Source organism: Novosphingobium sp. (assembly GCF_031417815.1).
Lineage (GTDB): Bacteria > Pseudomonadota > Alphaproteobacteria > Sphingomonadales > Sphingomonadaceae > Novosphingobium.
Genome location: NZ_JANOWI010000041.1, coordinates 156,800 through 170,280 on the forward strand (window position 1 = coordinate 156,800; position 13,481 = coordinate 170,280).

General features: G+C 63.1%; 13 protein-coding genes. 9 read left to right on the top strand and 4 right to left on the bottom strand.

Annotation, left to right across the window (positions count from 1 at the left end):
• The first annotated feature begins 160 nt into the window (after positions 1–160).
• Positions 161–568 carry a DUF3052 family protein gene (locus RMN99_RS10505; RefSeq protein WP_309623268.1) on the top strand — a complete coding sequence of 136 codons (408 nt, stop codon included), beginning with the start codon at positions 161–163 and terminating at the stop codon, positions 566–568.
• 171 nt (positions 569–739) lie between these two features.
• On the opposite strand, the gene RMN99_RS10510 is transcribed toward RMN99_RS10505, so the two are convergent.
• Both RMN99_RS10510 and serB read right to left on the bottom strand, forming a co-directional pair.
• Positions 740–1,588, bottom strand: a complete 849-nt coding sequence (locus RMN99_RS10510) for a Coq4 family protein (RefSeq protein ID WP_309623269.1) — start codon at positions 1,586–1,588, stop codon at positions 740–742.
• A gap of 45 nt (positions 1,589–1,633) precedes the next feature.
• Positions 1,634–2,512: a phosphoserine phosphatase SerB gene (serB, locus tag RMN99_RS10515; RefSeq protein ID WP_309623270.1), complete on the bottom strand. Its 879-nt coding sequence runs from the start codon at positions 2,510–2,512 to the stop codon at positions 1,634–1,636.
• Here serB and miaA point away from each other — a divergent pair.
• From miaA to ilvC, 4 genes are all read left to right on the top strand, one after another.
• A complete protein-coding gene (miaA, locus tag RMN99_RS10520) occupies positions 2,505–3,461 on the top strand; it encodes a tRNA (adenosine(37)-N6)-dimethylallyltransferase MiaA (RefSeq protein WP_309623271.1) in 957 nt (318 codons plus the stop codon). The two genes, serB and miaA, sit on opposite strands and share 8 nt — an antisense overlap.
• Before the next feature lie 232 nt (positions 3,462–3,693).
• Entirely contained in the window at positions 3,694–5,436 is a 1,743-nt protein-coding gene (gene ilvB, locus RMN99_RS10525; RefSeq protein WP_309623272.1) for a biosynthetic-type acetolactate synthase large subunit, read from the top strand.
• A gap of 5 nt (positions 5,437–5,441) precedes the next feature.
• Positions 5,442–5,957, top strand: a complete 516-nt coding sequence (gene ilvN / locus RMN99_RS10530; protein ID WP_309623273.1) for an acetolactate synthase small subunit — start codon at positions 5,442–5,444, stop codon at positions 5,955–5,957.
• A gap of 136 nt (positions 5,958–6,093) precedes the next feature.
• Complete coding sequence (gene ilvC, locus RMN99_RS10535; protein ID WP_309623274.1) at positions 6,094–7,113, top strand: ketol-acid reductoisomerase; 1,020 nt, start codon at positions 6,094–6,096, stop codon at positions 7,111–7,113.
• Positions 7,114–7,149: 36 nt separating this feature from the next.
• Here the strand turns inward: ilvC and RMN99_RS10540 are convergent, their stop codons facing one another.
• On the bottom strand, positions 7,150–8,532 hold the full coding sequence (locus tag RMN99_RS10540; protein ID WP_309623275.1) for an amino acid permease: 1,383 nt from the start codon (positions 8,530–8,532) through the stop codon (positions 7,150–7,152).
• A gap of 129 nt (positions 8,533–8,661) precedes the next feature.
• Here RMN99_RS10540 and RMN99_RS10545 point away from each other — a divergent pair, with 129 nt between their 5' ends.
• Positions 8,662–9,309, top strand: a complete 648-nt coding sequence (locus RMN99_RS10545) for a YceI family protein (protein ID WP_309623276.1) — start codon at positions 8,662–8,664, stop codon at positions 9,307–9,309.
• Between the two features lies 1 nt (position 9,310).
• Here the strand turns inward: RMN99_RS10545 and RMN99_RS10550 are convergent, their stop codons facing one another.
• Positions 9,311–10,435 carry an epoxide hydrolase gene (locus tag RMN99_RS10550; RefSeq protein WP_309623277.1) on the bottom strand — a complete coding sequence of 375 codons (1,125 nt, stop codon included), beginning with the start codon at positions 10,433–10,435 and terminating at the stop codon, positions 9,311–9,313.
• An 82-nt stretch (positions 10,436–10,517) separates the two neighbouring features.
• On the opposite strand from RMN99_RS10550, the gene RMN99_RS10555 reads away from it, so the two are divergent.
• The 3 genes from RMN99_RS10555 (at position 10,518) to RMN99_RS10565 (ending at position 13,480) form a co-directional block, all read left to right on the top strand.
• Positions 10,518–11,675: a CoA transferase gene (locus tag RMN99_RS10555; protein WP_309623278.1), complete on the top strand. Its 1,158-nt coding sequence runs from the start codon at positions 10,518–10,520 to the stop codon at positions 11,673–11,675.
• Between the two features lie 192 nt (positions 11,676–11,867).
• Complete coding sequence (locus tag RMN99_RS10560) at positions 11,868–12,665, top strand: transporter (protein WP_309623279.1); 798 nt, start codon at positions 11,868–11,870, stop codon at positions 12,663–12,665.
• A gap of 44 nt (positions 12,666–12,709) precedes the next feature.
• Positions 12,710–13,480 (top strand): hypothetical protein, encoded by a 771-nt coding sequence (locus tag RMN99_RS10565; protein WP_309623280.1) that lies wholly within the window; start codon positions 12,710–12,712, stop codon positions 13,478–13,480.
• Position 13,481: the final 1 nt, after the last annotated feature.

Genomic DNA, 13,481 nt, shown 5'->3' on the forward strand with positions numbered 1-13,481 from the left:
CCTGAACTCGTTTCAGGGTCCATTTCGCAGATGGCCCAGTTGCTGCGTGGAATGAGCTGACTGCGAGGTTTGCTAACGATTCCGCGCTTCGGGCGGATGGCACGATGGACCCTGAAACAAGTTCAGGGTGACGACCTTGGATTTGGAAGGAACGGTTGGCATGACCACAGGCTACTCAACCACCCCGCTCGCTAAAAAGCTCTCGCTGCGCGACGGCATGCGGGTGTGGTTCGATGGCATGCCCGAAGACGTGTTCGACGAAATCGCCGAATATGCGCTGGAGCTGATGTTCGTGGCCAATCCGGCCGAAGGGATCGATGCGGCGCATGTGTTTGTGACAGAGCGCAGCGCGCTGGACGCGCGGCTGACGAGCCTGCGCCACCAGATCACGCCGGACGGTCAGGTTTGGGTCAGCTGGCCCAAACAGGCCTCAGGCGTGGCCTCCGACGTAACCGAAGACACCATCCGCGAGCTGTGCCTGCCGCTGGGGTTTGTTGATACCAAGGTCTGCGCGGTGGACGATGTGTGGTCAGGGTTGAAGCTGGTGATCCGCAAGGAATTGCGGTGACCACCAAAGATCCTCTCCATTTTTGGCGAAGGCCACAAATGGGGAGGTGGCAGCGGCGCTAGCCGCTGACGGAGGGGTAATGGCGCGAGGGTCGAGACCCCTCCGTCAGTCGCTAAAGCGACTGCCACCTCCCCCGTTGCACTACGCGAAAATGGAGAGGACCTAGCGGGTTCAGGCCGCCGCTTGCTCGGGTGCCATCAGATCATACGGATCAACCCCGGCCGCGCGCCAGATGGCGTGCGCCTCGTTATAAAACTTCGGCGGCTTGATGTTCAGTTTCGCCCGCACATCCTCGATCGGCATCGCGAGCAGCTCGGTGATCGACATTTCGACCAGCCGCGGGCAGGCCTTGCCCATGTTCTGCGCTTCACGCACTGCGCGGAATACCGGGACCTTGACCGGGTGCTTGCGGATTTCGAGCCCGCCGGCATAGCCCAGGAACAGGTGCGCGGGGCTTGGCTGCTGGCTGTAGGTGAAGGCCAGCACGCACTGTTCGCCCAGTGCATCGCGGCCGAAACCGCTGAGAATGTGCATCAGATCATGCGTGTCGCGCATCCGGTTGAAATACCAGGTGACCTGATCGTCCCAGTACATCTCAGCCGGGCGGTTCTTGTCGAGTTCGTCGACCAGGCCCTGCGCGGACAAGCCCTCACGCTCCATGAAATCGCAATAGACGTGGGCGAGGCTGCCGGGCGGCATTTTTCGCAGCGCAGCGTGATCATCGAGGATCTTGACCAGCGAGGGCTCCTTGCGGCGGATTTCCTGCCCGCGCTCGGTCCCCAAAAAGCCCAGCGCCGCTTTGTAAATCCCGCGCCACGGCAGTGCTTCGAAGATCGGCGTGACCTGCGCGGTATCTTCCTTGTCCTTGACCAGTTCCTTGAAGTGGTGCCAGGCCTTGGGCAGATTGTAGCGCGCCTTGGGGCGGCCCGGCAGCATGATCGGCAGATCGGCTGCAGCAAAATCGACATGGGCTTGGCGCTGTGAGGGCCGAGCATCGAGAGGCGGGGTCATCATGTTCATGGCAAGCCTGTTAATGTGACTTACTTACAGAAGTGTCAATACCGATTATTCGGCCCACGCGCCGCGCGCAATCCCCAGCAAGCGCAGCACACTGGTCAGATCGCCGTGATCCACCGCGCCGTTGGCTGCAGCGCGGGCTTTGGGCTTAGAGTGATAGGCAATGCCATAGTCCGCGGCTTGCAGCATCGGGATATCATTGGCCCCGTCTCCGGTGGCAAGGCTGTGCGCGCCGTCAGCCGCCGCCACGCATTCGCGCAGAACGCGTTCCTTCACCGCGCTATCGACAATATCCCCCATGAGGGCGCCGGTCAGCTTGCCCTGCGCAACCGCGAGCCGATTGCCGACCACCCGCTCAAACCCGAGCCGCGCGGCTACCGGATCGGCAAAGGCATGAAAGCCGCCGGTGACCAGCACCGTTACGCAGCCATGTGCCTTCAGCGTTGCGACCAAAGTGGCTGCGCCCGGCATGTCGCGGATGCGCTCATCGAGGCATTGCTGGATTGCACCTTCACCCAGCCCGCCCAGCAGCCGCACCCGCTCGGTCAGCGCGGCGACAAAATCGAGTTCGCCCTGCATCGCCCGTTCGGTGATTGCGGCAATCTGATCCTTGAGTCCGGCAAAGTCGGCCAGCTCATCAATGCATTCCTGGCCGATCATGGTCGAATCCATGTCCGATACGAATACCCGCGGCATTTGCGGCAGATGATCGGTGATCAGCAGGTCAGACGGCACAAAATGCCGATCGATCACCCCGCGCAGGACCGCCGCTTCGCCATGATCGACCATCAATTGCAGCACGCCATCATCGCTTGCCAGTGGATCGGCGCCCAGCACTTTTGCGCCCGAAGCCTCAATCGCGTGGATTGCCGCGCCGCTATGGGCGGACAGCGCCGCCTGATCTGCTATCACCCGCGCAATGAGCACTTCGCATTCCCCTGAATCGGTCGATCTCCCGCCGCTGGCGCTCATCGCAGGGCCAACCGCCAGCGGCAAGAGCGATCTGGCGGTCCGCCTCGCACTGGCGCTGAAGGCGCGCGGGCGCGAAGGCGTCGTTATCAATGCAGACAGCGCACAGGTCTATGCCGATCTGGCCGTGCTCAGCGCCCGCCCCTCGCCCGAAGATATGCAGGGGATCGAACACCGCCTGTTCGGCGCTTGGGACGGGGCCGATGCCTGTTCTGCGGCGGAGTGGGCTGGTGAGGCCAGGAAGGCCGTTGCTGCGGCCCATGCCAGCGGTGCGGTGCCGATCGTGGTGGGCGGCACAGGCCTGTATATCCGCACGCTGCTCGACGGGATTGCCCCGGTGCCGCCGATCCACGACACAGTGCGGGAAGAAGTGCGGGCGATGGATACCCCTGCGCTGTATCTGGCGCTGCTGCGCGAAGATGAAGGCTATGCGCTGCAACTTAACCGCGGTGATCGGCAGCGGCTGGCCCGCGCGCTGGAAGTGGTGCGATCGAGCGGACGCTCGCTCAAAAGCTGGCAGCGCGAGCTGGCGGGCGGGATCGGCGCAGCGGTAGCCCTGGCCCCCGCCGTGCTGCTGCCGCCGCGCGATCTGGTCTATGCCCGCTGCGATGCCCGGTTTGCGGCGATGCTGGAGGGCGGCGCGGTGGCTGAGGTCGCGGTGCTGCTGGCGCGCGGGCTTGATCCTTTGCTGCCGGTGATGGGTGCAATCGGGGTGCGCGAGATTGCCGGCTGGCAGCATGGCAGCTGGGACCGCGATGGTGCGATTGCCATGGGCCAGCAGAACACCCGCAATTACGCCAAGCGCCAATATACCTGGATGCGCAACCAGCTGCCCGCCGACTGGCTGCGGGTCGAGTGTCAAGATTACGAAGTGGATAGCATTTTCGCATCATTATTGCGTGTTTAGCGCTTGACATGACATTTCGTTATACATAGAGGCTGGCGGCATATCCGCTCTTGCCAGAGCGATCCGAGTTGGAGAGAGACCCGGCACAGGCAACTGTGCCGGGTCGGTCCTGTAATGGGGGATACGCCCCTCCCGCCTGCGGGAAGGACCGGGGGCGGGCCTGATATGCGGCCCAAGCCCACCCCTGACCCCTCCGGCAAGCGGGAGGGGAATTGAAGTTGGAGAATGTATCGTGAGCGAGGAGCGCAGCGGCGCCAGTATCCTGGTTGAAAGCCTGGTCCGCCAGGGGGTCGAATTCGTGTTCGGCTATCCCGGCGGCGCGGTGCTGCCGATCTATGATGCGCTGTTCGGCGATGCCCGCATTCGCCACATTCTGGTGCGCCACGAAGCGGGCGCGGCCCACGCCGCCGAAGGCTATGCCCGCTCTACCGGCAAGCCCGGCGTGGTGCTGGTCACCTCCGGCCCGGGCGCAACCAATGCGGTCACCGGGATTGCCGATGCCTTTATGGATTCGATCCCTTTGGTGGTGATCACCGGACAGGTCGCCACGCCGCTGATCGGCTCGGACGCATTTCAGGAAGCCGATACCATCGGCATCACTCGTCACTGCACCAAACATAACTACCTGGTGAAAGACCCGGCGGAACTGGCGGCAATCATCGATGAAGCGTTCCAGATCGCCACCACCGGCCGCCCTGGCCCGGTGGTGATCGATATTCCCAAAGACGTTCAGGTCGCCTCGGCTACGCTGCTCGATGGTCCGCCGCAGCGCAAGATCCGCTACAATCCGCCCAGCCGCGCGGGCGAACGGGATATCGCCAAGGCGATCGAACTGCTTGCCAATGCCAAGGCGCCGATTTTCTACACCGGCGGCGGGGTGATCAATTCAGGCCCGCGCGCGTCTGAATTGTTGCGCCGGCTGCAGGACCTGACCGGCGCGCCGGTTACCTCCACGCTGATGGGTCTGGGCGCGTTCCCCGCCGATCACCCCGATTGGCTGGGCATGCTGGGCATGCACGGCACGTTTGAGGCCAACATGGCGATGAACCGGGCCGATCTGATGGTCTGTATCGGCGCGCGGTTTGATGACCGGGTGACCGGGCGGCTTGATGCCTTTTCGCCGCATTCGACCAAGATTCATATCGATATCGACCGCAGCTCGTTCAACAAGACGGTGCCGGTCGATCTGCCGATCCTGGGCGATTGTGCAATGGTGCTGGAACAGCTGATCGAAGCCTGGGGCACCCGCAAGGCGCAGGACCTGACCGAGTGGAAAGCCCGCATCGACGGCTGGCGGGCGCGATTGAGTCTGGCCTATCCGGTGAACAACAGCGCGATCATGCCGCAGCTGGCGGTTGAGCGGCTGTTCGCGCTGACCAAGCACCGCGATCCGATTATCGCCACCGAAGTCGGCCAGCACCAGATGTGGGCGGCGCAGTACTTTCGTTTCTATGCCCCCAACAAGTGGCTCACCTCGGGCGGACTCGGCACGATGGGCTATGGCCTTCCGGCGGCGATCGGCGCGCAGTGCGGCAATCCGCAATCGCTCGTGATCGACATCGCCGGCGATGCCTCGATCCAGATGAACATCCAGGAGCTTGGAACGGCAACCCAGTTCCGGCTTCCGGTCAAGGTGTTCATCCTCAACAACGAATGGATGGGGATGGTCCGCCAGTGGCAGGAACTGACCTATGAAAGCCGCTATTCGGAAAGCTATTCGGACAGCCTGCCCGATTTTGTCAAACTCGCCGAAGCCTATGGCTGGAAAGGCATCTGCATCGAACATGAAGCCGATCTCGACGCCGGGATTCAGGCGATGATCGATCATGATGGCCCGGTGATCGTCGATTGCCGCGTGGCCAAGGAAGCCAATTGCTACCCGATGATCCCATCGGGCGCGGCGCATACCGATATGATCCTGTATGGTGACAAGGTCGCCGGTTCGATGGACGATGCGGCAAAGGCGCTGGTGTAACGATGATGAAGATCAAGCAAGAAGCCTCGGAACGGCACGTGCTGACCATCATGGTCGATAACGAGGCCGGAATCCTGGCCAAGATCGCCGGGCTGTTTACCGCGCGCGGCTATAACATCGACAGCCTGACGGTGGCCGACATTACCGAAAACCACGCGGTCAGCCGGATCACCATCGTGACCCACGGCCCGCCCGCAGTGATCGACCAGATTCACGCCCAGCTCGAACGGCTGGTGCCGGTCCACAAGGTGATCGACCTGACCGAAATGGGCGATCACGTCGAACGCGAACTGGCGCTGGTCAAAGTGGCAGGGGTTGGTGATGCCCGGGTCGAAGCGCTGCGGCTGGCCGAAGTGTTCCGCGCCTCGGTGATCGACACCACCACGAGCAGTTTCGTGTTCGAACTGACCGGCGCGCCCGACAAGATCGATCGCTTCGTCGGCCTGATGCGCGAGCTGGGGCTGGTCGAGGTTGGCCGCACCGGGGTCGTCGGCATGATGCGCGGGGCCGAGGCGGCCTAGGATTTCACCGCCCCCTTCCTCCGTCACCCTGAACTTGTTTCAGGGTCCATCGTGCAACAGGCACAGGGCGGGGAACGGGGCACAATGGATGCTGAAACGAGTTCAGCATGACGAATGTAGGGTAAGGGACTGAAGAATGAAGGTTTACTACGACGCCGATGCCGATCTGAATCTGGTCACCGGCAAGAAGATCGCCATCGTCGGTTATGGCAGCCAGGGCCACGCCCACGCACAGAACCTGCGCGATAGCGGCGTCAAGGATGTGGCGATCGCGCTGCGTCCCGGTTCGGCCAGCGCCAAGAAGGCCGAAGCCGCCGGGTTTACCGTGATGGACAACAAGGCCGCTGCGGCATGGGCCGACGTGCTGATGATCCTCGCCCCCGATGAGCACCAGGCGGCGATCTGGGCCGACGACATTGCGGGCAACATCAAGCCCGGTGCGGCGCTGGCTTTCGCCCACGGGCTCAACATCCACTTTGGGCTGATTGAGGTTCCCGCCGATATCGACGTGATCATGATTGCGCCCAAGGGCCCGGGCCACACCGTGCGCAGCGAATACCAGAAGGGCGGCGGCGTGCCGTGCCTGATCGCGGTGCACCAGGATGCGACCGGCAACGCGCATGATGTTGCGCTGGCCTATGCCAGCGGGGTTGGCGGCGGCCGCAGCGGAATCATCGAAACCAACTTCAAGGAAGAGTGCGAAACCGACCTGTTCGGCGAGCAGGCGGTGCTGTGCGGCGGGATCACCCATCTGATCCAGGCCGGGTTCGAAACCTTGGTCGAGGCCGGTTACGCCCCCGAAATGGCCTATTTCGAATGCCTCCACGAAACCAAACTGATCGTCGATCTGCTTTATGAAGGCGGGATCGCCAACATGCGTTATTCGATCAGCAACACGGCTGAATACGGCGACATCACCACCGGCCCGCGGATCATCACCGCCGAAACCAAGGCCGAGATGAAGCGCGTGCTGGCTGACATCCAGTCAGGCCGGTTCGTCAAGAACTTCGTGCTTGATAACCGCGCCGGCCAGCCCGAGCTGAAGGCCGCGCGCAAGGCCGCCGAAGCGCACCAGATCGAGAAGACCGGATCGCAGCTGCGCGCAATGATGCCGTGGATCGGCAAGAACAAGTTGGTCGATCAGGAAAAGAACTGAGAATCAGCAGATCTGTCGAGCGAAACAGGCCCGGGCTTAACCCCGGGCCTTTTTCATGACGGCAAACGCAGCCAGCAAGCCCCCCGCGACCAGCAAGCTCAGCCAGAACTGGCTGGCCAGCATCGGCGATGCCGCCATGAACAGCAGCACCGCGGCCATCACGCCGATCGTTGCCAGGGTCAGCCACGGGAACAACCACATCTTCAGCGTCAGCTTTTCGGGTGCGGTCGCCTCAAGTCTGCGGCGGATCCGCAATTGGGAGACCGCGCACATGATGTAGAGCAGCAGCATCGTTGCCCCTGAAGAATTGATCAGGAAGCTGAACACCGTGTTGGGCGAAAGCCGCTCAGCGGCGTAGGCGGCGTAGCTGAACAGGCTGGCCACCACGATCGCCCGCGCCGGCACCTTGCGTCTATTGACCGAAACCAGCCACTGCGGCGCATCGCCATGCCGCGCGAGGCCAAACAGCGTGCGCGAGGTGATGTAGAGACTGGAATTGAGGCACGAGAGCACCGCCACCAGCACCAGCGCGGTCATGATCTGGCTGCCATAGGGGATCTGGATCGCGGCCAGCGTGGCGGCAAACGGCGAATAGCCCGGCTGCACTTCGTTCCACGGCAGCACCGCCACGATCAGCCCCAGCGAGATCACGTAGAAGAACAGGATCCGGATCGAAACTGACAGCGACAGCCGCCCGATGACTTTCGCGCCTTCCTTGCTTTCGGCTGCGGCGATCGTCGCGATCTCGGCCCCGCACATCGTGAAGATGGTCGATGCCACTGCAGCCAGCACCACGCCCCAGCCTTTGGGCGCAAACCCGCCATAGCCGGTCCATGCAGCAATACTCGCGCCATCAGGATTGGTGACCCCGAAGACGAACGCGCCAGTCAGCGCGATAAACGCCACAATCGCCGCGACCTTGATCAGCGAGAACCAGAATTCAAACTCGCCGTAGGTGCGGGTGGACAGCAAGTTCACGGCCGTCAAGGCCAGCATCAGCGCCACACCAATCTGCCATTCGGCAAATTGTGGATACCATGCGTTGATGATCTTGGCTCCCGCCACCGCCTCGATCGCCACGACCACCGCCCAGAAATACCAGTAGAGCCAGCCTGACAGATACCCGGCCCAGTGCCCCAGCCCCGCCCGCGCGAAATCGGGAAAGGCCTGCACCCCATCGAGCGAGGAAGCCATTTCCGAGATCATCCGCATCACCAGCATCACCGCAAGGCCGGCAATCGCGAACGAGACCACCGCTGCGGGGCCGACCTGCGAAATGGTGGTCGACGATCCCACGAACAACCCCGCGCCGATGATCCCGCCCAGCGTGATCATGGTTACGTGGCGGTTCTCAAGGCTCTGGCCCAGCCCTGGCGCATCCCCGGCGGCGGCAACATCGGCTTCGGCATAGATCGTCATGGTGCTGGTCTCCCCAAAAGACAGGCTTAACCAATGGCTGGCGCGAGGCAAGTGGCGGCTGCGGCTGTTCAGACCGCATCAAGCGGCGTAACGCCACGATTTGACGCTGTGTTGCTTTGGAGACTGTCAATGCGCATCCCCGCTCCTGCCCGATTTGGTTCCGCTATCATCGCTTCGCTCGCGTTTGCGGGGATGCTGTGGGCGGCGGGGCCGCTGCCTGGCCAGCCTGATCCGGCACGTGTACTTGCCGGGACCTATCAAGCCGATCCGGCGCACACCGTGGTGGGTTGGCGGGTCAGCCACATGGGCTTCAACGATGCTCTGGGGCTGTTTGGCACGATCAGTGGCACCCTGGTGATCGATCCGGCGCATCTCGAACGGGCCAAGGTGGCGGTGCGGATCCCGGTTCGCAAGCTTACCACCGCCAGTGTCGGGCTTACTGGCGCATTGCTGCGTCCCAATGGCAATGGCTCGCCTGATTATTTTGGCCCGCAGCCAGCTGACGCCGTGTTCACGTCCACCGCTGTGGTCCCCGGTGCGGATGGCAAAAGCGCAAGGATCGTCGGCAATCTATCGCTTAACGGCGTTACAAAGCCGGTCACGCTGAATGCAAGCTTTGTCGGTGCGGGCAAAGGGCTGCTTGGCGGCGCGCTGACCATCGGCTTTCACGCCACCACATCGATCAAGCGGTCAGACTTTGGCCTGACGGCGGACCTGGGGCTGGTTGGCGATCAGGTTGATCTTGAAATCAGCGCCGGGTTTGTGAAAGCGAAGTAGCCTAGGCCATCAGCGCGAAGGCAGTGCGCAGTTCGCGGACAAAAGCCTCAGGCTGCTCCCATGCGGCAAAGTGGCCGCCTTTCTCCATATCGCCCCAGTGGACCAGGTTTGCGAAGTTGCGTTCGGCCCACTTGCGCGGGGTCGGCAGGATTTCTTTGGGAAACGCGCTGACCGCAACCGGCAGGCTGATCGCATGCGGCGCGAACGAGCCAAAGCTTTCCCAATAGAGCCGCGCCGAAGACGCGCCGGTGCCCGGAAGCCAGTAGAGCATCAGGTTGTCGAGGATCTGATCGCGGCTGAGCGCGTCGTAAGGCGATCCCTGATTGTCGGTCCAGGCCCACATCTTTTCCAGAATCCACCCGGCCAGTCCCGCTGGACTATCGACCAGTCCATATCCGACCGACTGCGGGCGCGTGCGTTGTTGGGTCGAATAGCCCGAATCCCAATCCTGATAATGCTTGAGCGCGGTCAGCGCCTTGACCTCGGCCGGGCTGGGCGCGGCAAGGTCTTCGGGCGTGGGGCGGGCGATCGGCATGTTGAGGTGGATGCCCAGACAGCCTTCTGGCTGCTGCACCCCGATCGCGGTGGTCACCGCGCTGCCCCAATCCCCGCCCTGTGCCACCCAGCGGCTGTAGCCGAGCCGCTGCATCAGCTGCGCCCAGGCCTGGCCGATTTTTTCCACGCCCCAGCCCGCCCGCTCCGGCTTGCCCGAAAAGCCGAACCCCGGCAGCGACGGCGCGACAACGTGGAACGCCAGTCCGCCGTCATCAGGCTCGGCCAAGGCATCGATCACGCCCAGGAATTCCGCCACCGAACCCGGCCAGCCGTGGGTAATCACCAGCGGCAGCGCATCGGCGTGCGAGGAGCGGCGGTGGATGAAATGGATGTCGAGCCCATCGATCTCGGTGGTGTATTGGCCCAAGGCGTTAAGCCGCGCCTCGCAGCGCCGCCAATCATAACCGCCGCGCCAGTACCCGAGCAAATCCTGCAGCGCGGCCAGCGGCGTGCCTTGCGACCAATCGTCAACGCATTCCTTTTCGGGCCAGCGGGTCAGATCAATCCGGGAATTGAGGTCATCAAGCTGGGCTTGCGGCACGGCGAGCGTGAATGGGCGAATCTGGGTCATGCCGGGCAGGTTACGCGAAGTTCACGCTTGTGTTAATCGTTCGATTAACGACACTGCATTTTGACGCTTACGGAGGAACGCGATGCAACCGGGCATGCTCGATGGGATCAAGGTAATCGACCTGACCTCGGTGGTCTTCGGCCCCTATTCCACGCAAATCCTGGCTGATCTTGGCGCCGATGTAATCAAGGTGGAAGTGCCCGGATCGGGCGATGCCTTTCGCTGGTCGGGCGCATCGCCGGGCGGGCCCGGCATGGCGCCGGGTTTCCTGGCGCTCAACCGCGGCAAGCGCTCGGTGGTGCTTGATCTCAAGAACCCGGAAGACCGCCAGGTGATGCTGGGTCTGCTGGCCGATGCTGACATGTTCGCCGTCAACGTGCGCGGCAAGGCGCTGGAGCGGCTCGGACTGGACTATGCTGCGGTCAGCGCGCTCAATCCGAAGATCGTCTACCTGCACTGCGTCGGCTTCGGGCAGGATGGCCCTTATGCCGATCTGCAGGCCTATGACGATGTGATCCAGGCGGCGAGCGGCACCGCCACGCTGTTGCCGCGGGTCGATGGCAATCCCAGCCCGCGCTATCTGCCTTCGCTGATCGCCGACAAGGTAGCCGGCCTGCACGGTGCCTATGCCGCGCTGGCGGCACTGTTCCACCGCCAGCGCACGGGCGAGGGCCAATATGTCGAAGTGCCAATGTTCGAATGCTTCACCAGCTTCATGCTGCTTGAGCACCTTGACGCGCAGACTTTTGAACCACCGCTCGGCCCGGCCGGTTATGGCCGCCAGATCGATCCCTATCGCCAGCCCTTCGCGACCAGCGACGGGCACATCAGCATCGTGATTTATACGCTCGACGCCTGGGACCGGATCTTCGGGATCCTGGACGATGCCGCGTTCCTTGCCGATCCGCGCTTTGCCGATGCCCGCGGACGGGTGGCCCAACAGGATGCGCTTTACCAGCGGCTGGCTGAACTGACCCCGCAAATGACCACGGCGCAGCTGCTGGATGCCTGTCACGCGGCGCAATTACCCGCGCAGCCGGTGCGCGATCTGGACGAAGTCATCGACGACCCGCACCTGAACGCAACCGGATTTTTCCGCCGCCGCGAGCACCCGCATGTCGGACCTTACGTCGAGCAGGCGCAGCCGGTGCGCTTTGGCCGCGGCACCCCGGACGAGCGGCGCGTGCCGCCAAAACTTGACGAGCACGGCGCCGAGGTTCGGGGATTAACCCTGCGCTAACCACCGCGAACTGCAGGTTCGCGAGCAAGACCGCTTCGCTCTGACCCAAACCGATACCGCGTTACCGAAAAAAGCAACGAACGTGCATGAAAATGCGCGATCCGTTCGTTTGCTTAACACCACGAAAAGCGGGTTTGTTCGTCTGCCATTCAGCCATGCAGTCTAAACGCCCGCAGGCAACAGGAGTTTTCAATGTCCAAGGTTCATTTGTTTGCTGCACCGTTGCTGGTGATGGCCACGTCCACCGCCGCCTTTGCGCAAGCGACCAACGAGAACGACGCGGTTAGCGTCGACACCACCGAATTCGAGCTGTCCACCGGGGCAGACTATTCGGTAGGCAGCTACGGCGCGGCCACTGACACCAAGGTCTGGAGCATTCCGATCGAAGCCAAGCTGCGCTCGGGCCGGTTCCGGGTTTCCGCCAGTCTGCCCTATGTTTCGGTCGAGGGACCGGGCCGCGTGGTTGGCGGCGTGGTGGTGTTCGATCCCAACAGCACCACCCCTGTCAACTCTTCGGGGCTTGGTGACCTGACCCTTTCGTCGGGCTACTTGCTGACACTGGAAAACGGCGCACTGCCCGCGTTTGAACTGGGCGGTACGGTCAAAGTGCCAACCGCTGCGGATACCATCGGCACGGGCGAAGTGGATTATTCGGTGCAGCTTAGCGCGTTCAAGACCGTTGCGCCGGGCGCCATGCTGTTCGGCTCGGTCGGCTATTCATGGCTTGGCAGCCCCGCCGCTTACCAGCTCAGCAACGGCATCACGGCGACTGCCGGGATCAATTTCAAGCCTTCGCCGCGCACCGATCTGGGCGCGAGCTTCAGCTACCGCGAGCCGGTGGCGACCGGTCTGGAATCGCAAGCGGTGATCGCGCCCTATCTGACCCAGCGTGTTTCTGATAAATTCGGGATCACGCTTTACGGCCTGGCCGGGCTGAATGATGCCAGCCCGCGCTTCGGTGCCGGGGTCCGGCTCAGCATCTTCAATTAAACGCCATTACGCCAATCGGGGGCAGAACGATCAGGAGTAAGACAATGATGAAGAGTACCATTCGTTTCGGAATCGCCGCAATTGCACTCTCTGCGACGGCTGCGGTTGCCGCACCGCCAGCAGGTGTCCCGGCAGGTCCGCCGGCCGGAATTCCGCGCGGCGCGCCTGCGGGCGTTCCGCATGGCGTTCCTGCCGGGGTGCCGCATGGCGCGCCTGCCCGTGTGCCGCAGGGCTCCGCTGCTGCCAGCACCGCTGCCGGGGCTTCGGCGCATTCCAGCGGCAAGGCCAAAGCCGGGGCCGAAGTCAGCGTCAATGCCAGCGCCAAAAGCCAGGCCAACCGGCCTGATGCCAGCCTGACCAAGGGTGCGTCGTACCTCAAGTCGCTCAACGCGGCGCATGCTTCGGAAAACGGCCTTGCGCACGCGTCTGACAAGTCGATTGTTGGCCAGCTGCGCGAATACAAGCTGGCGACGGTTGCCGGGAATGAAGCCGTGGCCAAGTACGATGCGCTGGTCGCGGCTGACACCACCGTGGTCACCGGTGCCCAGACCGCGGTCGATGCCGCGCAGACCAAGCTGGATGGACTGAAGGCAGCGGCAACGCCCGATGCTGCGGCGATTGCTGCGGCGCAGGTCGAACTCGATGCCGCCAAGGCAACGCTTGCCACCGCGCAGCTGACGCTGGCCGCCGATCAGGCCAGCCTGCTTGCCGCACAGCAGTCGATCCTTGACGCGCAGGCCACGCTTGCTGCGCGGGCCAAGGTTGACCTGACCCCCGAAGTGGTGGCCAGGCTCAACGCGATGCTGAATATCTAAC

What these genes read in the sequence shown, in the direction of transcription:
- RMN99_RS10560 (WP_309623279.1), top strand. Translation starts at nt 11,868, where the DNA reads ATGTCCAAGGTTCATTTGTTTGCTGCACCGTTGCTGGTGATGGCCACG.
- RMN99_RS10555 (WP_309623278.1), top strand. Translation starts at nt 10,518, where the DNA reads ATGCAACCGGGCATGCTCGATGGGATCAAGGTAATCGACCTGACCTCG.
- RMN99_RS10540 (WP_309623275.1), bottom strand. Translation starts at nt 8,532, where the DNA reads ATGACGATCTATGCCGAAGCCGATGTTGCCGCCGCCGGGGATGCGCCA.
- RMN99_RS10565 (WP_309623280.1), top strand. Translation starts at nt 12,710, where the DNA reads ATGATGAAGAGTACCATTCGTTTCGGAATCGCCGCAATTGCACTCTCT.
- ilvC (WP_309623274.1), top strand. Translation starts at nt 6,094, where the DNA reads ATGAAGGTTTACTACGACGCCGATGCCGATCTGAATCTGGTCACCGGC.
- RMN99_RS10510 (WP_309623269.1), bottom strand. Translation starts at nt 1,588, where the DNA reads ATGAACATGATGACCCCGCCTCTCGATGCTCGGCCCTCACAGCGCCAA.
- miaA (WP_309623271.1), top strand. Translation starts at nt 2,505, where the DNA reads ATGAGCACTTCGCATTCCCCTGAATCGGTCGATCTCCCGCCGCTGGCG.
- RMN99_RS10545 (WP_309623276.1), top strand. Translation starts at nt 8,662, where the DNA reads ATGCGCATCCCCGCTCCTGCCCGATTTGGTTCCGCTATCATCGCTTCG.
- RMN99_RS10505 (WP_309623268.1), top strand. Translation starts at nt 161, where the DNA reads ATGACCACAGGCTACTCAACCACCCCGCTCGCTAAAAAGCTCTCGCTG.
- RMN99_RS10550 (WP_309623277.1), bottom strand. Translation starts at nt 10,435, where the DNA reads ATGACCCAGATTCGCCCATTCACGCTCGCCGTGCCGCAAGCCCAGCTT.
- ilvN (WP_309623273.1), top strand. Translation starts at nt 5,442, where the DNA reads ATGAAGATCAAGCAAGAAGCCTCGGAACGGCACGTGCTGACCATCATG.